The organism is Ferrovibrio sp. (genome assembly GCF_041906005.1).
GTDB lineage: Bacteria > Pseudomonadota > Alphaproteobacteria > Ferrovibrionales > Ferrovibrionaceae > Ferrovibrio.
Window position 1 is genome coordinate 2,056,615 of record NZ_JAYRJY010000001.1, and the last position, 25,296, is coordinate 2,081,910.

Below are 25,296 nucleotides of genomic sequence, written 5' to 3' on the forward strand. Positions count from 1 at the left end.
GGGCCTTATTCGGTATGTGCGATTTCGGCCGACTGGCCGTCGAGCTTTTTGCCGCGCAGCACGAGCACGAATTCCTCGATGAAGGCGATGCAGAAAATCACCGTGCCGAGCGCCATGCCGATCTGCGGAATCCACAGCGGCGTCGCATCGTTGGCAGTGCTGATGTCGTTAAACTTGTACGACCACCAGGCCATCTTCACGGTATAAAAAGCAAAGGCACCCGAGATGGCGATGGCAAGGATCAGGCAGAACAGTTCCAGCCCGCGGCGGGATTTGCCGGTGAAGCGGCTGATCACCAGCGTCACGCGGATATGATCGCCCTTGGCCAGCGTGCCGGCCAGCGCCAGGAACGAGGCTGCCGCCATGAAATAGCCGGCATAGGAGTCGATGCCGCGAATATAGAAATCGAATTGGCGGCCGAGGATGCTGAGGATGATGGTCGCCAGCAGGGCGATCATGAACAGGCCGGCCAGCCAGAGGCTGGCCTGATAGAGCGGTGCGAGCGGAGAGCGCATGGAAAATCGGTATCCGGAAAAGAGCCGGGCGGGGTTTTATCCCCGCCCGGTTGGTGATTACATCTTCTTGTAGTTGTCGACGATGGTCTTGCCATCGGCGCCGGTCTTCTTGACCCATTCCTCGATCATGGTGGCGCCCACCTTCTCAAGACCTTCCTTCAGGGCCGGCGAGGGCGGCAGCACCTTCATGCCGTTCTTGGCCAGATCGGCCTTGGCGGACTCGGCCTCTTCCTTGGAAACCTGCCAGCCGCGCTTCTCGGCGGCGGCGGCGGCATCCAGCACCGCCTTCTGGGTGGCGGCATCCAGCTTCTTGAAGGCGTCGTTGTTCACGAAGACCAGGTTCTTCGGCAGCCAGGCCTGGGTGTCGTAATAGTGGGTCAGGCTTTCCCAGACCTTCGAATCGCGGCCGGTGGCGCCCGAGGTCATCATCGTGTCGACCACGCCGGTCGCCAGCGCCTGAGCCAGTTCAGCCACCTGGATGGTGACCGGCTGTGCCTGCACCAGTTCAGCGATGCGCGCGGTGGCCGGGCTGTAGGCGCGCCATTTCACGCCCTTCAGGTCCTGGACCGTGTTGATGTCTTTCTTCGAATAGATGCCCTGCGGCGGCCACGGCACGGAATACAGGGCGGTCATGCCCTGATCGGCCAGTTTCTTGTCGATCACCGGCTTCTGCGCCTTCCACAGCTTTTCGGCCGCTTCGATGCTGGTTGCCAGGAAGGGCACGCCATCGGCGCCGAAGACCGGGATTTCATTCTCGATGTTCACCATCAGCACTTCGCCGATCTGAACCTGGCCGGTCTGCACCGCGCGCTTGATTTCCGGTGCCTTGAACAGCGAAGCGCCCGGATGCACGGTGATCTCCAGCTTGCCGCCAGACATCTTCTTCACGTCCTCGGCAAACTGCACCATGTTCTTGGTGTGGAAGTTGCCGGCCGGATAGGCACCCGGCAGGTCCCACTTGGTCTGGGCCAGCGCCGCGCCCTGCGCACCAGCCACAAGCGCGCCGCCGAGCACGGCAGCGGAAAGCCACGTCTTGTAAGACATTCGAAAATCTCCCCGTTGGATCATGCGCCCCTCGGCTTGAGGGAAATGCGCACTGAAAATAGTTTGTCATCGTATGACCGGACTTGGCAAGACCAAGGCGCGCGAAAATTGGGCTGGCGCGAAAAGATGCATCGATCCGCACTATTGATTCGGCCGCGCTGGTGGGCATGCCACATCCAGTGGGCGAACCATCCGGACCAATCCGGTTGACGGACTGCGCGTGATTGGCGTCATGGCGCTGTCACGGCAATCGTATAGCGCTAAATTAACATTGGTGCGGCATCGGAGAAGCGGACTAGGATGCTGAACAAGCAGATAAAACAGGGAAGCGTGTGATGCCGTCGGCGGGGAAGGCAGCAATCGGGGCGGCAGGACGGTCTGAGGGAGACGGGAAGGCCCCGGCCTCATGGCTGGCGCGATTGTCATGGGCGATGTTCGATTGGGCGAACCAGCCTTATTTCACCGTCATCACCACCTTCATCTTTGCTCCTTATTTCACAGCCAAGGTGATCGGCGATCCGGTCGAAGGCCAGTCGCTCTGGGGCTTCACCATGGCCTTCTCTGCGGCCGTGGTGGCTTTGGGTGCGCCCTTCCTTGGCGCCATCGCCGATGCCGGCGGCCGTCGCAAACCCTGGCTGTTTGCCTTCCAGATCCTGCTGGCCTTCGGCTGCGCCCTGCTCTGGCTCGCGCAGCCGGGGCAGTTGCAGTTGTTGCCGCTGGTGATCCTGGGCCTGGTGCTCGCCAATATCGCGGCGGAATATTCGATCATGTTCAACAACGCGCTGCTGCCGGCGCTGGAAACACCGCGCCATGTCGGTCGCCTGAGCGGCATCGGCTGGGGGCTTGGTTATGCCGGCGGCCTGATAGCGCTGTTTGCCGTGCTGATCGTCTCGCAACCCGAACTGATCGGCATCAAGCCCCCCGAGGGCGAGGCATTGCTGGGCTTGAAACGCGACAGCTTCGAAGCTGAACGCATCATCGGCCCGGTGGCCGCGCTCTGGGTGGCATTGTTCGTGCTGCCGATGTTTCTGTTCACGCCCGATCGTCCCGGCGCCAGGCTGCCTTTTCTGGCGGTGGCCAAAGCAGGCATCGCCCAGGTCTTCGCCACCGTGCGGCATATGCGCGATTACGGCAACCTGCTGCGGTTCCTGGTCGCCTACATGATCTATTACGATGGCCTGGTGGCGGTGATCGGGTTCGGCGGCATTTACGCGGCCGGCATTTTCGGCTGGGGCACCACCGAGCTCGGCATTTTCGGCATCGCTCTGAACGTGATCGCGATTCCGGCCGTGATCGCCGGTGGCTGGCTCGATGACCGTATCGGTTCCAAACGCGCGGTACAGTGGTCGATCGCCTCGGTGGCGCTCGGCACGTTGGGCATCCTGTCGATCACTGCCGATACGGTGTTCTTCGTCGTCGATGTCGCGCCGCGTGCAGCCGGCGCTGGTCTTTTCAGTTCCACCGGCGAACAGGCTTTCTTTCTGTGCGCCCTGTTGCTGGGGCTTGGCATGGGGCCGATGCAGGCGGCCAGCCGCACGCTGGTCGCGCGGCTCAGTCCGCCGCAGATGGTGGGCGAATTCTATGGCCTTTTCTCGTTGTCGGGCCGGGCTACCACCTTTCTGGCGCCGCTGCTGATCGGGATTGCCACCGCTTTGTTCGACACCCAGCGCATCGCCGCCAGTATCGTGCTGGTTTTCCTGGCCGTGGGTTTCGTGCTGTTGTGGAACGTGAAAGAGCCGGTGCGTGACTGACGCCCGGCTCTTTCAAAGAGGCTTGGCTCTTTCAGGTAGAAGATGATGGATCGCTGTTACGCCGTCTTCGCAAACCGCTGCGGTTTCTCGCGGGCGGCGAGGGCGCGCTCGCCTTCATTCATGTAATCCCGCGTGATCGGCAGGGCATCCACCTTTTTGGCCAACTGGGCCTGGAACACCATATGGCCCCAATGGCGGAAGGTGACTTCCGAGGCAGCCAGATAGAATTCCCACATCCGGCAGAACCGTTCATCGTATAACGATTTTGCCTTGTCCCACTGGGCGAGGAAGCGTTCGCGCCAGTGCTTCAGCGTTTCAGCGTAATGCAGGCGCAGGATTTCGATATCCGTCACCCAGAGCTGACTCTGCTCCACCACGGGAATGACTTCCGACAAAGCCGGAATATAGCCGCCGGGGAAGATGTATTTGCGGATGAAGGCCGGTGTGGTGCCGGGGCCTTCCGAACGACCGATGGAATGCAGCAGCGCCACGCCATCGTCTTTCAGCAGGCGATGAATGCCGGTGAAATACTCTCGGTAATGCGGCACACCCACATGTTCGAACATGCCCACGCTGACGATGCGGTCGAACTGACCGGCCAGCGTGCGGTAATCCTGGATGTGGAATTTCACGCGGTCGCTCAAACCCCGTTCCTGGGCGCGCCGGGTGGCAATGGCATGCTGCTCGTGACTCAGTGTGATGCCGGTGACCTCGACGCCGCAGGTTTCCGCCAGATACAGCGCCAGCCCGCCCCAGCCACAGCCGATTTCCAGCACCTTCATGCCGGGTTCCAGTTTCAGCTTGGCGGCGATGTGGCGCTTCTTGGCCAGCTGCGCCTGTTCCAGCGTGGCCTCGGGCGTCGGGAAATAGGCGCAGGAATACTGTTTGTCGGTATCGAGGAACAGGTCGTAAAGCCGGCCGTCCAAGTCGTAATGATGCCGCACGCGGCGGCTGGCGGCGGCTTCGGGATTGAACTGGTACCACAGGCGCAGGCCACGTTCGAACAGTCGCTGCACGCCCTGGAAAGGCAGCGCACCATGGGGGCCCATATCCTGCACCACCGTGGTCAGGAAATCGAAGATCGATCCCTGCTCCATGGTGAGCTCGCCATCCATGTAGGCCTCGCCCAGCGCCAGTTTCGGATTCAGCGCAAGGCGCCAAGCCGTCGAAGGCTTGTGCAGACGGATCACCACGCGGCGATCATTCGGCCCGTCAGTATTGGCGGCAATACCATAATCGCGGGGTCGGCCATGATGGTCGATCACCGTCAACGCGCCGGTTTTGACCAGCCGTTTGAGGACGCCATGAAGCAACATGCGGAATCTCCATACCAAGAAAGAGATAACGCCCCATCCGCAGTCATATTGGCGCGCAGTGTGTTGATGGACAAGAGGGGTTGTTCAGGCCAGCTCCCCGGTCTGGTGAAAGACATACCCAGCAGTTGGTTACGCGGGTATTCTATTCTCGGGCCAGTTCCGCCGGGCTGCTTAATCCCGAGGCCAGTTTTCCGCCCAGGCGATGCCCTGCTTCTGCATCATGCGCTGGAAAGCCGGACGGATATACGTGGCGCCCACCACGCGGCGGATATTCGGCCATAGCCACATGGGCTTGTCGAGAAACCGGCTCCAGCGGGCGAGCATGGCGAGATAGATGTCGCAGATCGTGAACTGCTCGCCGGTCATCCAGCGGTTATTGCCGATGCCATCGTTCAACACCTGGAAGCTGCGATACAGTTTGGGCTCCGCCGCCGCCTTCAACTCCGCCTGTCGGCCGGCATCGGCGAAAGTCCAGTCGGGATGGAACCAGTCGAGGAAACCGACCTGGAGAGTATTGGTCATATAGGTCAGCCATTGGTAATGCCGGCCGCGGGCCTCACTGCCCAGTGCCGGAACAAGATTGGCTTCGGGATGCTTGTCGGCGAGATACTGGCAAATGGCGGCGGTTTCGAAGATGACGAAATCACCGTCCACCAGCGTCGGGATGCGGCCATTCGGGTTGAACTTCTTGTATTCGGCCTGTTCGTGTTCCTTGGTCGCGATATCCAGCTTCGCCATCTCGTAGGCGACGCCGATTTCCTCCAGCACGGCCTGCGGCGCCATTGCCGCGGTGGCCGGCGCCCAAAACAGCTTGTACATTGCGTAACGTCCCCGGTTGTTTTTCTGATGGTTAGTGCCGGAAATGGCGCATGCCGGTGAAGACCATGGCAAGGCCCGCCTTGTTGGCGGCGTCGATCACTTCCTGGTCGCGGATCGAGCCGCCGGGCTGGATCACGGCCGTCGCGCCGGCTTCCACCAGAACTTCCAGGCCATCGGCAAACGGGAAGAACGCATCGGAGGCCGCCACCGAGCCCTTGGTCAGCGCATCGCTCAGGCCAGCGGCTTTCGCGGCATCCTGGGCCTTGCGATAGGCGATGCGGGCCGAGTCCACGCGGCTCATCTGGCCGGCGCCGATGCCCACCGTCGCGCCGTTCCTGGCATAGACGATGGTGTTCGACTTCACATGCTTGCCGACGCGGAAGGCGAACAGCATGTCGGCCAGTTCCTGCGGCGTGGGCGCACGCTCGGTCACCACCTTCAGGTCGGCCTGCGTGATGCGGCCGGCGTCTCGCGTTTGCACCAGATAGCCGCCGGCCACCGATTTGACGAACCAGCCCGGCGCCACCGGATCGGCCATGCCGCCGGTGATCAGCAGGCGCAGGTTCTTCTTCGCCGCCAGAAACGCCTTGGCGTCTTCGTCGGCATCCGGGGCGACGATCACCTCGGTGAAGATGGCGCCGATCTTTTCGGCGGTGGCCTTGTCCAGCTTGCGGTTCATGGCGACGATGCCGCCATAGGCCGAAGTGCTGTCGCAGCGCAGCGCCGCGTCCCAGGCGTCGGCCAGCGTGTTGGCCATCGCCACGCCGCAGGGATTGGCATGCTTGATGATGGCAATCGTCGGTTTGTCAGAAAATTCCGACACCAGCTCGAAGGCCGCATCGGTGTCGTTCAGGTTGTTGTAGGAGAGTTCCTTGCCCTGCAGCTGCTTTGCCGTCGCCACGCCCGGGCGCTGGTCGCCGGGGACCACGTAAAAAGCTGCCTGCTGGTGCGGGTTCTCGCCATAGCGCAGTGTCTGCTTGCGCTCGGCCGAGAGCAGCAGGGTCGGCGGGAAATCCTCACCATTCTGGCGCGCGAACCAGGTGGCGATCATGCTGTCGTAGCTGCCGGTATGGGCATAGGCTTTCGCCGCCAGTTCGCGGCGTAATTTGAGCGGCGTGGCGCCGTTGTTGGCTTTCAGGGCCTCCAGCACCTTCGCGTAATCGGCCACGTCCACCACCACGTTCACATAGCCGTGGTTCTTCGCCGCCGAGCGGATCATGGCCGGGCCGCCGATATCGATATTCTCGATGCAGGTGGGGAAATCGGCGCCCTTGGCCACGGTGGCGGCGAAGGGATAGAGGTTCACGACCACGAGGTCGATCGGCGGGATGTTGTGCTTGTCCATCGCCGCCTTGTGCTCGGGCTCGTCGCGCAGGGCCAGGATGCCGCCATGGATGGTGGGGTGCAGGGTCTTCACCCGTCCGTCCATCATCTCGGGGAAGCCGGTATGCTCGGCCACTTCCTTCACCGCCACACCGGCATCCTTCAGGGCCTTGTAGGTGCCGCCGGTGGACAGGATCTCGATGCCGAAGCCGGCCAGGGCCTTGCCGAACTCGACCAGCCCGGTCTTGTCGGAAACGGAAAGCAGAGCACGGCGCACAGGGATCAGGTCGGCGGACATTGGCTGGGGCCTCGTTGGCGAGAGAAGGAAGGCGGCGAGGCTATAGCATGATGCGGTCACCCCCGGAAGGCGTGTAAAATCCATCCCAATTCAATGGTTTACAGGGTTTGTGCCGGGCCGCGATCCATGCTACACGAGGCCCCCATGCGCTCCTATCTGGAATTCGAGAAGCCGATCGCCGAGCTTGAGGCGAAGATCGCCGAACTCAGGCAGCTGGTCGACAGCGGCAACACCGACATCGCGGAAGATCTGGAAAAGCTGGAGGCCAAGGCCGCCCAGCAGCTGCAGGCCACCTATGCCAGGCTGGGTGCCTGGCAGAAAACCCAGGTCGCCCGCCACCAGGACCGGCCGCATTTCGCCGATTATGTGGCCGGCCTGATCGAGGATTTCGTGCCGCTGGCCGGTGACCGCAATTTCGCCGAAGACGCCGCCATCGTCGGCGGCCTGGGCCGGTTCCGCGGCCGGGCCGTTATGGTGATGGGCCATGAAAAGGGCCGCACCACCGAAAGCCGGTTGAAGCACAATTTCGGCATGGCCAAGCCGGAAGGCTACCGCAAGGCGATCCGCCTGATGCGCATGGCCGACCGCTTCCGCCTGCCGGTGATCACGCTGGTCGATACCGCCGGCGCCTATCCCGGCGTGCAGGCGGAGGAACGCGGCCAGGCCGAGGCCATTGCGCGGGCCATCGACTGCTGCCTCGATATCCGCGTGCCGCTGGTGGCCGCCATCGTGGGCGAGGGCGGCTCGGGCGGCGCGGTTGCTTTGGCGGCTGCCAACCGCGTGCTGATGTTCGAACACGCGATCTATTCGGTGATCTCGCCGGAAGGCTGCGCCGCCATCCTGTGGAATGATGGCTCGAAGGCACAGGATGCCGCCGAAGCTTTGCGCGTGACGGCGGAAGACCTGCTGAAGCTGAAAGTGGTCGACGAGATCGTGAAAGAGCCCATCGGCGGCGCCCATCGCGATCCGACGCGTGCCATCGCCGCCCTGGGCGATGCGCTGGAGGCCAATCTGCGTGGCCTGCTGGGCCAGGAACCCGGCAGTTTGCGCGAGGCGCGCCGGCGCAAATTCCTCGACATGGGCAGTTACGGCCTGTAAGTCGCCAATTGCCTGAAAACGGCATCAGGCCCGCGGCATGCGCTGCGGGCCTTTTTGTATCCGGTTGGGGTCTTGGGCAGTGGCGCTGCCGGATTCACGCTCTGATGAAATCCGCCACCGATGGCGCGATATCGGCGGCGCGGTCACGCGGGAAGCCGTGATCGCCGCCTTTGATAATCTGCAAGCGGGCTTGCGGAAGCAGGTTCTGCAGGTGGCGGCCGATGCTCACCGGGCTGATCCTGTCGGCATCGCCCCAGAGCAGCAGCACGGGGATGCGGATGTCGCCGATCTGCGGCGTATGGTCGGCTTTGGCCTGTGTGATCCAGCCGGCCGCGCGCGGATATTCGGCGCGATACTCCGGCCGCCAGTCGGCGGCGCCAAACCGCGCCACATCGACGCCGCCGGAACTGGCCGTCAGTACCAGATGGGTAATGCGCTCCGGCCAGCGCAGCGCCAGGCGGATGGCGAAGATGCCACCCATCGAATGAGCCAGGATGACATTGCCGGCCGGTGCCAGATGCTTTTCCGCATGATGCGTCAGGGCATCCAGGCTGTCGTAACCCGGCGCGTGCGGCTCATGGCCCAGCCCCGGCCAGTTCAGGTAGGCCTTGTCCCAGTCATCGGGGAGCAGCCGGCCCAGCGGATGCCAGAACGCGGCCGCACCGCCGGCACCGGGCAGGAACAGCAGATGGCGTGGAACCGTCATACCCGGATGGGTATCACAGGCCGCGCGCAATCAGCAGCCTTATCCATCCCAGCCAAGCTGATTGTCGTGTTCGACATAGATGCGGCGGATGGTTTCCGACCGGGCGGCAAAGGCCGCCATCACGTCCGGATGGAAATGGCCGGGCCTGGTGCGCTCGTCGCCCCGGGTCATCACCTGCATCGCCTCGTCATGGGTGATGCCCTTCTTGTAGGGGCGGTCGGCCCGCAGGGCGTCGTAGACATCGGCAACGGCGATGATGCGGGCCATCACCGGAATCGCATCGCCAGCCAGACCGCGCGGATAGCCGCTGCCGTCATGGCGTTCATGATGCATCAGCGCCACGTCGGCAGCGAGGTCGAACCACGGATGGCCGATCCCGGCCAGCAGATTGTGGCCGCTGGCGGAATGGTCGGCCATGACCTGGATTTCCACGGCGTCGAGCCGACCGGGCTTGAACAGGATCGTATCCGGCACCGTGCATTTGCCCACGTCATGCAGCAGCGCGGCGATCTTCAGTTGTTCGACCGTGGTCGCATCGCAGCCCAGGGCGTCGCAGATGGCCGCGCTGGCTTCAATCATCCGGCTGCCATGCTCGAACGTGGCGTCGTCCTTGGCGTGGGCGGTGCGTGCCAGCGCACGGGCAGCGGGGAAAATGGCGACGAGCTGTGACGAAGGCATATGAAGGAGGGGTCCTGCGCGGCGTATTCGGGTGGTCCACCCGGAAGGTAGGATTGGCGAGCTGCGGGCGTCGCTGGCAGCAGCGCACACGCCATTACCCAGAAACACTGTACCCGGACTTTGGACGAAGAATTACAAGTTTGAAATGCAAATCTGACAGAAGTCAAAAATAGTCATAGCGCATCGATACCATCTGCGCGTTGTTCTGCAGCGCGATGACGAAGGAACGGGCGGCTGACGTAATATGGTGGTGAAGGGTTAGCTTTGCGCCGGCCGCTTCAGCACCATCTGGGTGCCGAAGAAACTCATCACCGTTTCGCCCTTCTGGTTCTCGATCCAGTATTTCATGCGCACGATGCCGCGATCGGGCTTGGATGCGCTTTCGCGCTTGTCCTCGATGCTGGCACGGCCATAAAGCGTGTCACCCGGCCGCACCGGCATGAACCAGCGGATTTCATCCAGCCCCGGCGAGCCCATGCTGCCTTTACCCAGCAGGCCGGCCTGCAGCAGCATGCGGAAGCCCAGCAACCCGGTCTGCCAGCCCGAGGCGATCAGCCCGCCATAGGGTGATTTCTCGGCGGCGATCTTGTCGAGATGAAAGGGCTGCGGGTCATAGGTGAAAGCAAAGGCCAGGATCTCGGCCTCCGAGATTGTCACGCCATCAGCCCTGATGATCTCGCCGACGGTATAATCCTCGAACCAGCGTTCACTTCTGCTCATTGCTCACACACTCACATTGCGGAAAAACGACTGCACATCCTGGATGAAGGCGTCCGGCTGCTCCATTGCCACGAAATGGCCGCCGCGCTCCAGGTCGCGGCGATGCGTCACATGATAGCCACGCTCCAGCCAGCCTTTCGGCGGTGGCGGCACCAGATCCCAGGGCGGCAGCAGGAAGCCGGTGGGGCTGTGCACGAATTCGCCGGGCTTCAGGTTGAAGTCGCCGCTGCGCAAGGCCGCCCAGTAAAGCCAGGCCGCCGTGGTGGAGGTGTCGGTCAGCCAGTAGAGTGCGATATTGGCGATCAGATGGTCGATGTCGAAGGGTGGATCCTGTTCCACCGGCGCACGGGCGAAGCCATGGAATTTCTCCACGATCCAGCCGGCAAGGCCCGCCGGACTGTCGCTGAGGCCGTAGCCGAGCGATGTGGGCTTGGTGCTCTGGATCGCCAGATAGCCGGCCTCGCTGGCGTGGATCTTCTTGGTGCGGGCGATCCATTCCTTCTCGGCGGCCGTGAGCGGCGGACTGTCCTTGCTCAGCGCCGGACGCAGCGGCACCATGTTGAGATGCAGCATCACGGCCTGGTCGGGATAATCGGCACCTAGCCAGCTCGACACCACCGACCCCCAGTCGCCGGCCTGCGCCAGGAAACGCGGATAGCCCAGCACCTCCACCATCAAATCGCGCCACAGACGGGCGATGGCACGCGGCGCGATCGGCTGTTCCAGCGGCATGGAAAAGCCGTAACCGGGTAAAGTTGGGCAGATCACCGTGAAGGCATCCGCCACCTTGCCGCCGAAGCGTTCGGGATGCGCCAGCTTTTCGATGACATCGATAAACTCGAACACCGAACCGGGCCAGCCATGGGTGAGCAGCAGCGGTCGCGGATTGTCGCCCGAGCCTGGCTCGATCAGGAAATGCACGTTCTGCAGCTTGCCAGTATCGGGCCGTTTCAGCGCCACGCGATATTGCAGGAAGCGGTTCAGCTGCGTTTCCCAGTGGCGCCAGTCGAATCCGTTTTGCCAGCGCGCGATGAAGCGGCGCATGTAGGCGCCGTTGCTGCCATATTGCCAGGCGGCATCGGCAGGTTCGGCGGGGAAGCGCGTCAGCGCCAGACGCTGTTTCAGGTCGGCCAGCGCGGCATCGGGGATCGCGATGGTGAATTTTTCCGCGGCGGGGGCCAGACGCAGCATGTCAGCCCCGCTTCAGCGCCGCGGTCAGCAGGCCGGCACCAATCAGCATGCCGCCGCCGGCGCGGTTCATGTTTTTCAACACGCGCGGGCTGACGATGCGATGGCGCGCCCGCCCCATCATGGCGATCCAGCAGCCCTGGATCGAGGCCGCGAGAATATTGAGCGTGAGGGTCAGCAGCACGACCTGCGGCAGCAGGGGCCTGGCCGGATCGATGAATTGCGGCAGGAAGGCCGCGAAAAACAGAATCCCCTTCGGATTCAGCAAGGTGACGACAAAGGTCTGCAGAATAGCTTCCCCGGCGGTTCTGCGGTTGGCGGCGACCGGAGTCATATCCGCTGGCGGCGCGCGCCACAGCTTGATGCCCAGCCAGACCAGATAGGCGGCGCCGAGCCATTTCATCACCAGGAAGGCTTCGGCCGAAGCGGCCAGCAGGGCGCTGAAACCCAGCGTGGATAATGTGATGGCGCCGATATCGCCAAGGGTGACGCCGATCAGGCTGATCGCGCCGACACGTGGCCCACTGGCCATAGTATGGCCCATCACCATCAAGGTGGTTGGCCCGGGAATCAGGATCATCACCGTCGCGGCGGCGGCGAAGGCGAGCCAAAGGTCGAGACTGATCGGCATGCTGAATTCCTCCCGTGATGCAGCCAGCCACAGGCGAGGCCGGTTTGGCAAGCCTGTCATCACGGCAGGGAAGGGGTCAGTCAGCCAGTCCTTCGACGGCCAACGCCGCAAAGGTTGCCAGCCAATGCTCGCCACCATATTCGCCGCTTTCCAGGAAGGGCAGGCTGGCGGCTTCATGCGCCGCTGCCATCTCGCGCAGCAACGAGGATCGCGAATCCGGCAGGGTATTGGCGATGCCGCGCAGACACCAGGCGCGCGAGAGATTGAGTCCATCCAGATGCACGCCCTTGGCATCGCTGCGGTCGGCCACGATGGCTGGCGCGAAGGATGGCGCTGGCAGGAATGTTGTGAACCAATCGGCGAAATCACCGCCCGGCAATACCATGGCCAGAAGCAGCGCTTCGGTCAGCGCGCCGGAGAGAAAATCATCGCCATTGGGTTCGTAATGCGCGGGGTAAGCGGCATCGGGCAAGAATTTGCCCCGCGCATAATCCGTAATGGCCTGTTCCAGACCGGCATCGCCGCAGATGCGGGCGTAATGCAATGCCAGCACCAGGCCGAAGGCGGTGTTGAAATGCGTGCCGGTGCGGATCGGATAGGTCAGTTTCGCCAGATAGGCCGGGAAGGCGCGGGCGATATGATTTTCCAGAGGTCGCAGGGCGGTGCGCCAGACCTTTGCTTCCGGCTGCGGCCAGAGTTGCAGTTCCGCGCATAAAGCCAGCAGCCAGCCCCAGCCGTAGGGCCGTTCCCAGGTGCCGCGCCCGGGCTGCCGCATATAGTCCGCTTCGGCCGCACCGGCTTCAGGCGTGAAATGCGATGTGAACAGCGCAAGGGCCTGACCGGCGATCGGCAGGTCTGGATGGCGGCGCAGGCAGCGCGCCAGCAGCCACCAGCCATGCACGCAGGAATGCCAATCATAGGATCCGTAAAACACCGGATGCAGATCGCGGGGCGACCGCAGGTCTGCCGGGCCGTTCAGGAAATGCGCCAGGCTGTTGGGATATTCGGCGGTGAGGTTGCGCAAGGGCAGGGCGGCGAACCGGCTGGCCTGCTGCGGGCTGAGGCGGACTGTGGGATCAATCATGCCGCGATCTCGCCTGGCCGCAGCCCGAGCGTCAATCCCTTGCCGGCCGGGTGGGCGGGGCAGTCCGGGAAATATTAAGAATATGTTGAGAACAAAATAAGAAATATTCTCTGGACGTTCTCATTTTTCCGTGGCAGTGTTCTCATATCGTTCAGGCAGATTATGCAGGAAAGGCAGCTGTCATGTTCATGCGTCCGTTTTCCGTCGACAAGTCGCTTCGCACCCATCTGCTGCGCCCCCTGGCTGCGGCGGCAGCCAAAACGGCGCCGGCCGACCCGGTCTGGACCACGGCCTGTGCCTGGATGAACGGCGCTTCGCTGCGCCAGCTATTCGGCGACCTGATTTTCGATCTGCTGGAAGGCGTCGGCGAAGGCCAGGCGAACCGCCGCGCCGATGTGGCAAAGCTGCAGGCCTTGCTGCATCGCGAGGGCGATCTCGATCTTTTCGCCAGCGGCGGGCCGACCGGCTACTGGACCAAACGCGAGGCAACGGCCTTGCGCAGCTTCCAGCAGCGTCACGGCCTGAAGGTCGACGGGCTGGTGGCGCCGGATGGCGAGACCCTCACGCTGCTGCGTGCGCTCTACGCCCCCAGGCACTAAAAAGACGGCAAACCGGCGGTGAGCGCCCAGGCCGGCTCCGGGGCGCTCACTTGCCGTGGCAATATTTGTATTTCTTTCCCGAACCGCAGGGGCAGGGGCCATTGCGCGGCGCATGCTTCCAGGTCGCCGGATCGTTCGGATCGACCAGGGTGTTGCGCGCCTGGCTCACCGGCCGGGCCGGCAGGCCTTCCTGGGCCGTCGCGCCATCCTCGGCTTCCATCAGTTCGCCGCGGCTTTCATGCATCGGTTGCGACGGGCGGCTGAACAGCCCCTGCGGCGGTTCTTCCGCGCGAATCTCCACACGGGCGAGGATCGAGGTGGTCTGCTCGCGCACACGCACCAGCATCTGCTGGAACAGCGAGAAAGCCTCGCGCTTGTATTCGTTCAGCGGGTCCTTCTGCGCATAGGCGCGCAGACCGATCGCCTGGCGCAGGTAATCCAGGTGATGCAGGTGTTCCTTCCAGGTCTGGTCCAGCACCTGCAGCAGCAGGCTGCGCTCCACCATGCGCATCGTCTCGGGCCCGAAATTGGCGGCCTTCTCGGCCATGCGGCGGTCGACAATATCGTGCAGGCGCTCGCGGATCTGCTGGTCGGCGATGCCCTCTTCCTTGGCCCAGTCGGCGATCGGCAGGTCGAGGGCGAAAACGCGTAGCACTTCCTGCTGCAGGCCCTCCGCGTCCCATTGTTCGGCATAGGCCTTTTCCGGGATGTGGCGACTGACCATCTCGTCGACGATCTCGGCGCGCATGTCGGTGATCGTATCGGCCACGTCATCGGCCTGCATGATCTCGATGCGCTGCTCATAGACCACCTTGCGCTGGTCGTTCATCACATCGTCGTATTTCAGCAGGTTCTTGCGGATCTCATAGTTCCGCGCTTCCACCTTCTGCTGCGCTTTTTCCAGCGCCTTGTTGATCCAGGGGTGGATGATCGCCTCGCCTTCCTGCAGGCCCAGGCGCTGCAGCATGGCATCCATGCGTTCCGAGCCGAAAATGCGCAGCAGGTCGTCTTCCAGGCTGAGGAAGAATTTCGAGGCGCCGGGATCGCCCTGACGGCCGGAACGACCGCGCAGCTGGTTGTCGATGCGCCGGCTTTCGTGGCGTTCGGTGCCGATCACATACAGGCCGCCGGCCTCGCGCACACGCTGTTTCTCGGCATCCACCTCGGCGCGGATCTTCTCGATCAGTTTGTCTTTGACCTCGCCGTCGAAACCCTGGGTTTCCTGCAGGATCCGCATCTCGGCATTGCCGCCGAGCTGGATGTCGGTGCCGCGGCCGGCCATGTTGGTGGCGATGGTGACGGCATTCAGGCGGCCGGCCTGGGCGACGATGAAGGCTTCCTGGTCGTGGTGACGCGCGTTCAGCACGTTATGGGCGATGCCGCGCTGCTTGAGGAAATCCGACAGCAATTCGGATTTCTCGATCGACACGGTGCCGACCAGCACCGGCTGGCCCTTTGCGCTGCACTCGGCGATCAGTTTGACGATCGCCTCGTATTTCTCGCGCGCCGTGCGGTAAACCTCGTCATCGGCATCCTTGCGGGCGACCGGCAGGTTGGTCGGAATTTCGATCACGTCCAGCCGGTAGATGTCGGAGAATTCCGAGGCTTCCGTCGAAGCCGTGCCAGTCATGCCGGCCAGCTTGGGATACATGCGGAAATAATTCTGGAAGGTGATCGAGGCCAGCGTCTGGTTCTCGGTCTGCACCTCGACGCCTTCCTTGGCTTCCAGTGCCTGATGCAGGCCGTCGGAATAGCGCCGGCCTTCCATCATGCGGCCGGTGAATTCGTCGATGATGACCAGCTTGCCGTCCTTCACGATGTAATCGACATCGCGGGTGAACAGCTTGTGCGCGCGCAGGGCCTGGTTGGCATGATGCACGGCCGCGATGTTTTCGATGTCGTACAGCGATTCCGATTTCAGCAAACCGGCATCGCGCAGAAGCTGCTCGATATGCTCGGTGCCGGCCTCGGTGAAGCTGACGGTGCGCTGCTTCTCATCCTTCTCGAAATCGCTGTCCTGCAGCGACGGGATCAGCGCGTTGACCTTCACGTAAAGATCCGAGGTGTCTTCCGACGGGCCCGAGATGATCAGCGGCGTGCGCGCTTCGTCGATCAGGATCGAGTCGACCTCGTCGACGATGGCAAAGCTGAACGGACGCTGCACCATCTCCTCGCGACGGAACTTCATGTTGTCGCGCAGGTAGTCGAAGCCGTATTCGTTGTTGGTGCCGTAAGTGACATCGGCGGCATAGGCCGTGCGGCGTTCCTCGTCGGTCAAGCCATGTACGATGACGCCGGTGCTCAGGCCCAGGAAGCGGTATACCCGGCCCATCCATTCGCAGTCGCGCTTGGCCAGGTAATCGTTGACGGTCACCACATGCACGCCCTTGCCGGGCAACGCGTTAAGGTAGACCGCCAGTGTGGCAACCAGGGTCTTGCCCTCGCCGGTCTTCATTTCGGCGATCCGGCCGTCATGCAGCACCATGCCGCCGATCAGCTGCACGTCGTAATGGCGCTGGCCCAGCACGCGTTTGGCGGCCTCGCGCACCACCGCGAAAGCCTCAGGCAGCAGATCGTCGAGATCCTCGCCCTTTTCCAGCCGTCCGCGAAACTCCGCCGTCTTGGCCTGCAGCGCGGCATCGTCCAGCTTGGCGATCTCCGGCTCGAGGGCGTTGATCGCCTCGACAGTCTTGAAATACCCCTTTACGGCACGGTCGTTGGCCGAACCGAACAGCTTCTTGGCGATCGCGCCGAACATTATGCCGTACCCCTGGGAATTCTGCTAAATCCACGTCGCAGCACGAGAACCGGGCGACGGAAACCGCGCATTAGATATGCATTGCCCCCCGTCATGTCAACGAAGGGGGCCGGTTTTACGCCGCGTTTACCCGCATTGACCCGCGCTGATTCAAGGGGTTACATCCCGCTGTCACAGAAAGGCGTTGCCCGTGTCCGCTTCTCCCTCCGCGCCGGTCCAGACCGGCCTGCCCGATCCCGTTCACCTGGCCCAGGCCCTGATCCGCTGCCCGAGCGTGACCCCAGCCGACAAGGGGGCCCTGGGGGTGCTGGAACAGGCGCTGACCGCCCTGGGTTTCCATTGCGAGCGGCTGAGATTCTCCGCGCCGGGCACGCCCGATGTGGAGAATCTCTACGCCCGCTGGGGCACGGGCCCGATCGGGCGGAATGAAGGCCCGAATTTCTGCTTCGCCGGCCATACCGACGTGGTGCCGGTGGGCGACGAGAATGCCTGGACCATGCCGCCGTTTGGCGCCGAGATCGCCGGGGGGCAGCTTTATGGGCGCGGCGCGGCCGACATGAAATCGGCCATTGCCGCCTTTGTTGCCGCCGCCGGCCGGTTCCTGCACAGCCGCAACGGCCAATTGAAGGGCGGCATCAGCCTGCTGATCACGGGCGACGAGGAGGGGCCGGCGATCAACGGCACGGTGAAAGTGCTGCAATGGCTGGCCGAGAAGGGCGAAACGCTGTCGGCCTGCGTGGTCGGCGAACCGACCAATCCGCTGAAACTGGGCCAGATGATGAAGATCGGCCGCCGCGGCTCGCTCACGGCGCGCATCACCGTGCATGGCATCCAGGGGCATGTCGGTTATCCGCACCTGGCCGATAATCCGATCCCGAAACTGCTCGACATCCTCTCGGCCCTGAAAAGCCGCCGGCTCGATACCGGCAACGCGCATTTCGAGCCGTCCAATCTGGAAATCACCACCATCGATGTCGGCAATCCGGCCAACAACGTGATCCCGGCCAGCGCCCATGCGGTGCTGAACATCCGCTACAACACCGAGCAGTCATCGGACGGCCTGAAAAGCTGGATCACCCGCACCTGCGAAGCCGTCTGTGGTGGTCAGGGTTCCAATCGCGCACTGCAGGGCACGCGCTTTGATCTGGTGCTGGAAGATGGCGCCATGCCCTTCCTCACCCAGCCCGGTCCCTTCGTGGCCGCCATGGCCGATGCGGTGCGCGAGGGCACCGGCCAGGACCCTGAACTCAGCACAACAGGTGGCACCTCGGATGCGCGGTTCATCCAGGCCTATTGCCCGGTGGTCGAATTCGGCCTGATCGGCCAGACCATGCACAAGGTGGATGAACGCGCCGCCGTCGCCGACATCCAGGCCCTGAGCAGGGTTTACGAGGGCATGTTGCAACGGTTCTTCGCTGTAGTCTGAGCGATGGCCCTGCCACATCGCGCCGAGATAACTGCCGCCCTGAAAGGCCTGGCGCTGCTGCTGCGCGGCGATGCGCGCGCCCTGCAATTCTACGACCTCAGCCTGGATGGTTTCTGGCGTTCCTTCGGGCTGCCGCTGTTCTGCCTGGTCTGCTACCTGATCCTGCAGCCGATGACGGCCGCGCAGACCGAGCTCTGGGGCGACAACCGGGTCGGTTTCATCCTCGTGCAGGGGGTGGAATATCTGCTGGCCTGGGGCGTCTATCTGGCTGTCATGGCGGCTGTCAGTCGCGGCTTCGGGCTGTCGCACCGCTATGCCGTGTTCGTGGTCCTCTACAACTGGGCTCAGGCCATCGTCACCGCCGCCAGCCTGCCGGTGCTGGCCGGCAGTCTGATCGGGCTCTTGCCGCCAGGCACGCTGACCGGCTGGAGCACCGGTATCCTGCTGCTTTGGCTTTATATCGTGCTGCAGGCCGCCCGGATCGGCCTTGGTGCGGGACTGTCGCTGGCGCTTGGCGCCGCCTTTCTGGATCTGGCGGCCAGCATCCTGCTGCACGGGTTGCTCGATCTGGTGTCGTGACGGCCTGTTGGCGGGCCAGCCTGGTGTCGGGACAGCGGTTGGCTGGACTTGCGCGCCGCCCCGGGGCAGGGTAACCCTCAAATACGTCCAATGCCGGGTCTGCTCCCGAAGGGCCGGCGATCCAGAACGAGGACCAGAATGGACCAGAATTTGCGCCAGAAGCTGATCGCCATGGTCGATGAGGCCAAGCGGGTGCGCAGCACGCTCAGTGCCGATGGCAGCCTGTTTCAGGGCTACAACGCCGATCTGCGGGCCATCCATAACAGCCAGGCCAAAACCCTGGCCGATATCATCGATCAGCAGGGCTGGCCGGGCCGGTCGAAAGTGGGCGAAGACGGTGCCGCCGCAGCGTGGATGATCGTACAGCAGGCCATCGGCCTGCCGCGTTTCATGCGCGCCTGCCGTGATGTCATCGAGGCGGAAGTGGCCAAGGGCGAAGCGGCCCGCTGGCAATTGGCGCTGCTCACGGATCGCATCCGCTGGCTGGAAGGCAGGAAGCAGGTCTATGGCACCCAGTTCGACTGGGATGAGAAGGGTGAACTCAACCCGGTGCCGATCGAGGACGAAGCCACGGTCGATGCCCGTCGTGCCCTGGCCGATCTGGTGCCGCTGGCCGAAGGTGTGGCGCAGCGCCGTCGCGAAGCCGCGCAGAACGGCGAAGTGGCCCCGGCCAATCCGGCTGGCCGCCGCAAGGATTTCGAGGACTGGGCCAAGGCGATTGGCTGGCGCAGCTAAACAGCGCCGGGACGATTGGCTGGCGCGGTTAAATCACGCGCTTCAGTAATCAACCTGCATCAGGGTCAGGCCCTCTGCCGGCGCCGTTGGGCCGGCGGCGGAACGGTCGCGCTTGTCGAGTGCCGCTTGTACGTCGGCGGCCGACCAGCGCCCTTCGCCCACCAGTTTCAGCGTGCCAACCATGTTGCGCACCTGGTGATGCAGGAAGCTGCGGGCCTTTGCCGTGACGTGAATCTCCTCGCCCGCGCGCGTCACCGCCAGATGCGCCAGCGTCTTCTCGGGTGATTTGGCCTGGCATTCGGCGGCGCGGAAACTGGTGAAATCGTGATGGCCGACCAGGCATTGCGCGGCGTCATGCATCGCCGCCACATCCAGCGGCACCGGCACATGCCACACGAAGCCGGCTTCCAGCGCCGGCGGCGGGCGACGGTTGAGGATGCGATAGAGATACTGCCGCCCGGTGGCGGAAAGCCGGGCGTGGAAATCCGGCCCGACGATGGCGGCATCCAGCACTTTCACCGGCTCCAGCCGAAGATGGAAATTCAGCCCGTCGCGGATGCGGTCGGCCGTGAAATCGCGCTCCAGGTCGAAATGCACCACCTGGCCGCGGGCATGCACACCGGCATCGGTGCGGCCGGCCGCCACGGTTTCCACGCTCTGGCCGCTCATGGCCTGGATGGCTTCTTCCAGCGCCTGCTGCACCGCGCGGTTGTCCTGCTGCCGCTGCCAGCCGACATAGGCGCCGCCATTGTATTCGATGGTGAGGCGGAAGCGCGGCATCAGCCCAGAACCGTGCCGCGCGGCAAGGCAAAGCCACGCAGGAAATCGGCGATGCCGACTGCGCTTTTGCTGGGCCGCTGCAGGCGCAGCAGCTTCAGCGCACCGTCTCCGCAGGCCACAATGCCGGCATCGTCCAGAGTCGTGCCGGCCGCGCCGCGATCCGCCACGGGCTCGACCGCCAGCACCTTGATGCGCTCGCCGTTCAGTTCAAAGAAGGTGCCCGGCCCGGGATTCAGCGCACGCACCATGCGGTCGATTTCGGCGGCGGGTTTCGTCCAGTCGATGCGGCCTTCATCCCTGGTCAGCTTGGTCGCATAGGTCACGCCCTGTTCAGGCTGCGGCTGCGGCTTGATCTTGCCGGCGGCGAAATCGTGCAGCGCTCGCACCATCAGCGGCGCGCCCACACGCGCCAGTTCGTCATGCAGTTCGGCAATCGTCATGCGCGGGCCGATGGCGACACGCTCGCAGGCCAGCACCGGCCCGGTATCGAGCCCGACATCCATCTGCATGGCACAGACGCCGGTTTCGGTGTCGCCGGCCATGATCGCGCGCTGGATCGGCGCGGCGCCGCGCCAGCGCGGCAGCAGCGAGGCATGCAGGTTGAAGCAGCCCAGTTTCGGCGCCTCCAGCACCGGTTTGGGCAGCAGCAGGCCATAGGCCACCACCACGGCGGCATCGGCTTTCCACGCGGCGAATTCCGCCTGCGCCTCGGCCGTTTTCAGGCTCACCGGATGGCGCACGGGCAGGCCGTGCTTTTCGGCGCAGGCCTGCACGGGCGAAGGCGTCAGCTTGTGGCCGCGGCCGGCCGGGCGTGGCGGCTGGCTGTAGACAGCAGAGATCTCGTCGCCATTGGCGATGAAGGATTCCAGCACCGGCACGGCGAAATCCGGCGTGCCCATGAAAACCAGACGTAAGGCCATGGGGTGAACCGGCTCAGCCGGCTTCGGCGAGGCGCTTCTGCTTCAGCAGCTTGCGCAGGATCATATTGCGCTTCAGCGCCGAGAGATGATCGACGAACAGGATGCCGTCCAGATGGTCGATCTCGTGCTGCAGGCAGACGGCAAGCAGGCCATCAGCATGCAGCTCCTTCTTCTCGCCGTTATAGCCCAGGTATTCGATCTTCGCCTCGGCCGGGCGGGCCACTTCGGCATACTGCTCGGGCAGCGACAGGCAGCCCTCCTCGTAGACCTTGTCCTCGTCCGACAGCCAGGTGAATTCCGGATTGATGATGAAAAGCGGCTGCTTTTCCTCGCCCTCGCGCGAAACGTCGATCACCAGCATGCGCTTGGGGATGCCCACCTGGATGGCGGCCAGGCCGATGCCCGGCGCGGCATACATGGTCTCCAGCATGTCGTCGAGCTGGCGGCGCACCTCGTCGGTCACGGCCTCGACGGGGGTCGAGACAGCTTCCAGCCGGGGGTCCGGGGCGGTGATGATCGGCAAAAGGGCCATAAATCCATTCCGTAATAATCCGGGCGTCATAGGGCGCGGGCTGGCTCTCCGTCAAGCCCGCTGTTATGTAACACCCATGGCCATGGATATAATGCCGATTCTTGGAATCGCCAGCATCGCCGGGCTGGCGATCATCCTGATTCTGCTGGTTCTTCTGCTGCGCCGGGGCGCTGGCATGGGCGCTGGCGCTGCCGATCAGGCGGCCCTGGTGGCCGAACTGCGCGACCAGCTCGACCAGGCCCGCGACGAGGCCGCCACGGCCCAGGCCGCCCGGCTGGAGGCTGAACGCCAGGCCGCCGGCCTGCGCAGCGAACTCGCCGTGAAGACCCAGGCCTTCGAGAAGCTGGCGGAAACCGCGACCCAGGCGGCCCGGGCGGCGGCCGTGGAATCCGCTGCCCAGCTTTCCAACAAGCTGCTGGCCGACCACAAGCGCGAAGCCGAGGCCCAGAAGGAAGAGGGCGAGAAACGGATCAAGCAGGCGACCGACGGCCTGGCCCAGCAATTCCTCACCGTGACCGAGACGGTGACACGGCTGAACCAGCAGGTCGGCGACAGCCGCAAGGCCATCGACACGGTCTATCGCGCATTGTCGCATCCCGGCGGCGCCGGCCGTCTGGCCGAGATCGGGCTGGAAAACGTGCTGAAGGCTTTCGGCCTGCAGCCGGGCCTGGATTTCATCATCCAGTATCATGCCGCCGGCGATGGCGAGCGCGGCAACCTGCGCCCCGATGCCGTGGTGTTCCTGCCCGGCGACGCCGTGCTGGTGATCGATTCCAAGGCTTCCAAGCTGCTGCTCGACCATGCCGAGGCCGAGGATGAAGTCGCCGAGGCAGCGGCGCTGGCCCAGCTGGCCCAGCGCATGGCGACCCATCTGCGGGCGCTCAGCGCCAAGGATTACGGCAACGCCGTGCTCGCCACGTATAAAGACCTGAAACGCGGCGGCAGCCTGAAGCGCAGCATGATCGCCATGATGCTGCCCAATGATGCGGCGGTGGAAAAGCTGCGTCGCGCCGATCCCGATTTCGAACGCCGTGCTGCTGAAGTCGATATCGTGGTGACGGGCCCTTCGGCGCTGGCCGCGATCATCGCCGTGTCGCGTCTGCAGATCGATGGCGGCCGCCAGGTGGAGAATCTGGAAAAGATCGTCGAGGCGGTCGGCAACCTTGTGGAATCCACCGCCACCGCGCTCACGCTGGCCGACCGCGTCGGCCGTGGCCTGCAGCAGGCCACCGAACAATTCGAGGCGTTCAGCCGTTCGGTCAATGCGCGCCTGCTGCCGCGCATCCGGCGCCTGGGCCAGCTCGGCATCCGTTCGTCCAAGACGCCTGCGGCCCTGCCCAGCTTCCAGGTCAGCGTGCAGCGCACTGACGTGATCGAGGCCGACGCCGAGGATGTCACGCCGCAGTTACCCGGCCTGAATGACGGAACCGACAAGTCATGACCGATGCCCCGCTGAATGGCGATAATGGCAATGGCGAGACGCCGCGCAAGGTGAGCGAGATCGTCGCCGCACTTTGCGCTGGTGACCCCGAGGACCGCATCAGCCTGCATGATCTGATCCATGCCTTCGGCCTGCGTGCCTTTGGTCTGGCGATCCTGATTTTCGCTTTGCCCAACGGCATTCCGGCGCCGATCGCGCCGGGCCTTTCCGCTGTGCTGGGGGCGCCCTTGGTGCTGCTGGCGGCGCAGATGCTGTTTGGCCTGGATCATCCCTGGTTTCCCGAAAGCTGGCTGGCGCGCAGCTTCCGCCGCGCCGACGTCGCCAAGCTGCTGCGCCCGGCCATCCCGACGCTGGAACGCATCGAGCGATATGTGAAGCCGCGCTATGCTCATCTCACCGGCCGGCGATTCCGTCCGCTGCTGGGCGGCATCGTGTTGTGGAACGCGCTGCTGCTCTCGCTGCCGATCCCGTTCGGCAACCTGTTGCCGGCCTGGGCGATCATCCTGGCGGCCTTCGGCCAGGTTGAGCGCGACGGCACGCTGGTGATCGCCAGCCTGGCCGCCAGCGTGGTCGCCACTGGCTGGGTCTGGTTTCTGGTCGATGTTGGCATCGCCGTTCTGGAGCGTATCTTCGCATGACGGCGGACGAGATCATCGCCGCCCTCGGTCTGCAGCCGCATCCCGAAGGCGGGCATTATGTCGAAACCTTCCGCGATGCGCCCGGCCCCGATGGCCGCAGCCGTTCGACGGCGATCTATTTCCTGCTGCGGGCCGGCGAGCGGTCGCACTGGCATCGCGTGGATGCCGTCGAGATCTGGCATTTCCATGCCGGCGCGCCGTTACGGCTGAGTATCAGTGAAGGCGACGGCCGGCCGATACAGCAAATCACGCTGGGCCATGGCGTGATCGCAGGCCAGATGCCGCAGGGCATCGTGCCGCCGCATCACTGGCAGGCGGCGGAAAGCCTGGGCGAGTGGACCCTGGTTGGCTGCACCGTTGCGCCGGGCTTCGATTTCGCCGGCTTTGAACTCGCCCCGCCGGGCTGGGCGCCCTGACATGGCAGTGCTCGTCCGGAATGTGGTTATTGCCGACATTCCCGCCGTCAGCCGCCTGCTGATCGAAACCTGGCACGATACCTACGACGCCCTGATTGGCGTGTCGAAAGTGAACGAGATCACGGCGCGCTGGCACGCTCCACAAGCTCTGGCGCAACAGCTTGATACGGCCGGCACCTGTTTTCTGGTTGCCGAGGCCGATCATGCCTTGGCAGGTCATGCTTATGCCGATGCACGTGCCCTGCCGCGGTTGCGGATCGCCCGGCTGTATGTGCTGCCTACTTGGCAGCGGCAGGGTATCGGCCATGCGCTGCTGGCTGCGCTGTGCCAACGCTATTCATCGGCGAATCGTCTTGTGCTGGAGGTCGAGGCCGACAATGCGAAAGGCGTTGCCTTCTACCGCCGCGAGGGTTTCACCGAAACCGGGCAAATGAGCGAAGACGGTGTCCGGCTGCTGCTGATGGAAAAATTGTTAGGCTGATATGCTGCCGGAATTTCGCGCTGTACCGAAATATCTGCTCGGTGTGGTGCCGAGGCTTTTGCGGAACATGGCGGTGAAGGCGGCCGGCGAGGCATAACCCAGATCCGCCGCCACCAAAGCCACCGGCTTGCCCCCGCTCAATTGCGTCAGGGCTTCGGCCAGTCGTGCCTGCTGGCGCCAGGCGGCAAAGCCCATGCCGGTTTCGCGCTGGAACAGCCGCGCCAGACTGCGGCTGCTCAGGCCGGCCCCGGCGGCAAGGCTCTCGATATCGGCATCCCTACCCAGACTGTGCAGGATTTTCTGGCATACCTTCTGCAATCGTGGTTCTTGCGGCATTGGCAGATGCAGCGGCAGGGCCGGCACGGCGCGCAATTCATGTAGCAGCAGTTTCGCAATGGCCTCGCCGCGACTGCCGCGCGGGTATTCCACGGGTTCCTCCATGGCGGCGAGGATCAGCGCGCGCAGTAGCGGCGACACGTCGATCACCTGACAGTCGCGTGGCAGATGCCGGGCGGCACGCGGCGCGATATAGAGCGTGCGCATCGCCACTGCGCCGCTCATGTGAATTTCATGCTCGGTCTGCGGCGGAATCCACAGTGCACGCTGCGGCGGCACCATCCATGTGCCCTGCGCCGTGCCGATCCGCATCACACCCTGCGTGGCATACAGCAACTGCCCGCGTTCGTGCCGGTGCGGCGGAATATGGTGGCCGGCGGGAAAATCCTTCGGCATCGCCGCCACCGGTGTGGCGATGCGCTGGTAATCCTCGGCATTGGTACTGCGGATCATGTCCGATTCTCGATAGAAACAGGCAGGACGT

The 25,296-nt window shown here is 63.9% G+C and carries 26 protein-coding genes; 10 read left to right on the forward strand and 16 right to left on the reverse strand.

Going from position 1 to position 25,296, the window contains the following annotated elements:
• Positions 1–5: 5 nt before the first annotated feature.
• Positions 6–515, reverse strand: a complete 510-nt coding sequence (locus tag ACE3OO_RS10030; protein WP_374302372.1) for a TRAP transporter small permease — start codon at positions 513–515, stop codon at positions 6–8.
• Positions 516–572: 57 nt separating this feature from the next.
• Complete coding sequence (locus tag ACE3OO_RS10035; protein WP_374302374.1) at positions 573–1,559, reverse strand: TRAP transporter substrate-binding protein; 987 nt, start codon at positions 1,557–1,559, stop codon at positions 573–575.
• Positions 1,560–1,990: 431 nt separating this feature from the next.
• Between ACE3OO_RS10035 and ACE3OO_RS10040 the strand changes: the two genes are divergently transcribed.
• Positions 1,991–3,310, forward strand: coding sequence for an MFS transporter (locus ACE3OO_RS10040; RefSeq protein ID WP_374302376.1), 1,320 nt, complete (start codon positions 1,991–1,993; stop codon positions 3,308–3,310).
• Positions 3,311–3,366: 56 nt separating this feature from the next.
• On the opposite strand, the gene ACE3OO_RS10045 is transcribed toward ACE3OO_RS10040, so the two are convergent.
• The 3 genes from ACE3OO_RS10045 to purH all read right to left on the reverse strand — a co-directional run bounded on the left by ACE3OO_RS10045 (position 3,367) and on the right by purH (position 7,066).
• A complete protein-coding gene (locus ACE3OO_RS10045) occupies positions 3,367–4,626 on the reverse strand; it encodes a class I SAM-dependent methyltransferase (protein WP_374302377.1) in 1,260 nt (419 codons plus the stop codon).
• 171 nt (positions 4,627–4,797) lie between these two features.
• Positions 4,798–5,445: a glutathione S-transferase family protein gene (locus ACE3OO_RS10050; protein WP_374302380.1), complete on the reverse strand. Its 648-nt coding sequence runs from the start codon at positions 5,443–5,445 to the stop codon at positions 4,798–4,800.
• A gap of 31 nt (positions 5,446–5,476) precedes the next feature.
• On the reverse strand, positions 5,477–7,066 hold the full coding sequence (purH, locus tag ACE3OO_RS10055) for a bifunctional phosphoribosylaminoimidazolecarboxamide formyltransferase/IMP cyclohydrolase (protein WP_374302382.1): 1,590 nt from the start codon (positions 7,064–7,066) through the stop codon (positions 5,477–5,479).
• A gap of 144 nt (positions 7,067–7,210) precedes the next feature.
• Between purH and ACE3OO_RS10060 the strand changes: the two genes are divergently transcribed.
• Positions 7,211–8,164: an acetyl-CoA carboxylase carboxyltransferase subunit alpha gene (locus ACE3OO_RS10060; RefSeq protein ID WP_374302384.1), complete on the forward strand. Its 954-nt coding sequence runs from the start codon at positions 7,211–7,213 to the stop codon at positions 8,162–8,164.
• A 94-nt stretch (positions 8,165–8,258) separates the two neighbouring features.
• Here ACE3OO_RS10060 and ACE3OO_RS10065 read toward each other — a convergent pair whose 3' ends face one another.
• From ACE3OO_RS10065 to ACE3OO_RS10090, 6 genes are all read right to left on the reverse strand, one after another.
• Positions 8,259–8,870: an alpha/beta fold hydrolase gene (locus ACE3OO_RS10065; RefSeq protein ID WP_374302387.1), complete on the reverse strand. Its 612-nt coding sequence runs from the start codon at positions 8,868–8,870 to the stop codon at positions 8,259–8,261.
• A 39-nt stretch (positions 8,871–8,909) separates the two neighbouring features.
• Positions 8,910–9,548 carry an HD-GYP domain-containing protein gene (locus ACE3OO_RS10070; RefSeq protein ID WP_374302389.1) on the reverse strand — a complete coding sequence of 213 codons (639 nt, stop codon included), beginning with the start codon at positions 9,546–9,548 and terminating at the stop codon, positions 8,910–8,912.
• Between the two features lie 258 nt (positions 9,549–9,806).
• Entirely contained in the window at positions 9,807–10,268 is a 462-nt protein-coding gene (locus ACE3OO_RS10075; protein WP_374302391.1) for a MaoC family dehydratase, read from the reverse strand.
• Between the two features lie 3 nt (positions 10,269–10,271).
• Entirely contained in the window at positions 10,272–11,459 is a 1,188-nt protein-coding gene (locus ACE3OO_RS10080; protein ID WP_374302393.1) for an epoxide hydrolase family protein, read from the reverse strand.
• Position 11,460: 1 nt separating this feature from the next.
• Complete coding sequence (locus ACE3OO_RS10085) at positions 11,461–12,087, reverse strand: LysE family translocator (RefSeq protein ID WP_374302395.1); 627 nt, start codon at positions 12,085–12,087, stop codon at positions 11,461–11,463.
• A 76-nt stretch (positions 12,088–12,163) separates the two neighbouring features.
• Positions 12,164–13,171: a DUF2891 domain-containing protein gene (locus ACE3OO_RS10090; protein WP_374302397.1), complete on the reverse strand. Its 1,008-nt coding sequence runs from the start codon at positions 13,169–13,171 to the stop codon at positions 12,164–12,166.
• A gap of 182 nt (positions 13,172–13,353) precedes the next feature.
• Between ACE3OO_RS10090 and ACE3OO_RS10095 the strand changes: the two genes are divergently transcribed.
• Positions 13,354–13,770 carry a peptidoglycan-binding protein gene (locus ACE3OO_RS10095; protein ID WP_374302399.1) on the forward strand — a complete coding sequence of 139 codons (417 nt, stop codon included), beginning with the start codon at positions 13,354–13,356 and terminating at the stop codon, positions 13,768–13,770.
• A 46-nt stretch (positions 13,771–13,816) separates the two neighbouring features.
• On the opposite strand, the gene secA is transcribed toward ACE3OO_RS10095, so the two are convergent.
• Positions 13,817–16,528 (reverse strand): preprotein translocase subunit SecA, encoded by a 2,712-nt coding sequence (secA, locus tag ACE3OO_RS10100; protein WP_374302401.1) that lies wholly within the window; start codon positions 16,526–16,528, stop codon positions 13,817–13,819.
• A 190-nt stretch (positions 16,529–16,718) separates the two neighbouring features.
• On the opposite strand from secA, the gene dapE reads away from it, so the two are divergent.
• The 3 genes from dapE (at position 16,719) to ACE3OO_RS10115 (ending at position 19,268) form a co-directional block, all read left to right on the forward strand.
• Complete coding sequence (gene dapE, locus ACE3OO_RS10105) at positions 16,719–17,954, forward strand: succinyl-diaminopimelate desuccinylase (RefSeq protein WP_374302403.1); 1,236 nt, start codon at positions 16,719–16,721, stop codon at positions 17,952–17,954.
• Between the two features lie 3 nt (positions 17,955–17,957).
• Positions 17,958–18,533, forward strand: a complete 576-nt coding sequence (locus tag ACE3OO_RS10110; protein ID WP_374302405.1) for a hypothetical protein — start codon at positions 17,958–17,960, stop codon at positions 18,531–18,533.
• A gap of 138 nt (positions 18,534–18,671) precedes the next feature.
• Complete coding sequence (locus tag ACE3OO_RS10115) at positions 18,672–19,268, forward strand: DUF6624 domain-containing protein (protein ID WP_374302407.1); 597 nt, start codon at positions 18,672–18,674, stop codon at positions 19,266–19,268.
• A gap of 42 nt (positions 19,269–19,310) precedes the next feature.
• Here the strand turns inward: ACE3OO_RS10115 and truA are convergent, their stop codons facing one another.
• The 3 genes from truA to def are packed head-to-tail and all read right to left on the reverse strand — an operon-like array spanning position 19,311 to position 21,500.
• The gene (truA, locus tag ACE3OO_RS10120) at positions 19,311–20,048 is read right to left on the reverse strand and encodes a tRNA pseudouridine(38-40) synthase TruA (RefSeq protein ID WP_374302410.1); all 738 of its coding nucleotides are present in this window, start codon (positions 20,046–20,048) and stop codon (positions 19,311–19,313) included.
• Positions 20,048–20,968, reverse strand: coding sequence for a methionyl-tRNA formyltransferase (gene fmt, locus ACE3OO_RS10125; RefSeq protein WP_374302412.1), 921 nt, complete (start codon positions 20,966–20,968; stop codon positions 20,048–20,050). The genes truA and fmt overlap by 1 nt, the downstream gene beginning before the upstream one ends.
• Positions 20,969–20,981: 13 nt before the next feature.
• On the reverse strand, positions 20,982–21,500 hold the full coding sequence (def, locus tag ACE3OO_RS10130) for a peptide deformylase (protein ID WP_374302414.1): 519 nt from the start codon (positions 21,498–21,500) through the stop codon (positions 20,982–20,984).
• Positions 21,501–21,576: 76 nt separating this feature from the next.
• Here def and rmuC point away from each other — a divergent pair, with 76 nt between their 5' ends.
• Genes rmuC through ACE3OO_RS10150 form a run of 4 tightly spaced genes read left to right on the forward strand, consistent with a single transcriptional unit; the run spans position 21,577 to position 24,476 of the window.
• On the forward strand, positions 21,577–22,941 hold the full coding sequence (gene rmuC / locus ACE3OO_RS10135) for a DNA recombination protein RmuC (RefSeq protein WP_374302417.1): 1,365 nt from the start codon (positions 21,577–21,579) through the stop codon (positions 22,939–22,941).
• Entirely contained in the window at positions 22,938–23,579 is a 642-nt protein-coding gene (locus ACE3OO_RS10140) for an exopolysaccharide biosynthesis protein (protein WP_374302419.1), read from the forward strand. The genes rmuC and ACE3OO_RS10140 overlap by 4 nt, the downstream gene beginning before the upstream one ends.
• The gene (locus ACE3OO_RS10145; protein ID WP_374302421.1) at positions 23,576–23,995 is read left to right on the forward strand and encodes a cupin domain-containing protein; all 420 of its coding nucleotides are present in this window, start codon (positions 23,576–23,578) and stop codon (positions 23,993–23,995) included. The genes ACE3OO_RS10140 and ACE3OO_RS10145 overlap by 4 nt, the downstream gene beginning before the upstream one ends.
• Before the next feature lies 1 nt (position 23,996).
• Positions 23,997–24,476, forward strand: a complete 480-nt coding sequence (locus ACE3OO_RS10150; RefSeq protein ID WP_374302423.1) for an N-acetyltransferase family protein — start codon at positions 23,997–23,999, stop codon at positions 24,474–24,476.
• Here ACE3OO_RS10150 and ACE3OO_RS10155 read toward each other — a convergent pair.
• On the reverse strand, positions 24,468–25,265 hold the full coding sequence (locus ACE3OO_RS10155) for a helix-turn-helix transcriptional regulator (protein ID WP_374302425.1): 798 nt from the start codon (positions 25,263–25,265) through the stop codon (positions 24,468–24,470). The genes ACE3OO_RS10150 and ACE3OO_RS10155 overlap by 9 nt on opposite strands.
• Positions 25,266–25,296 lie beyond the last annotated feature (31 nt).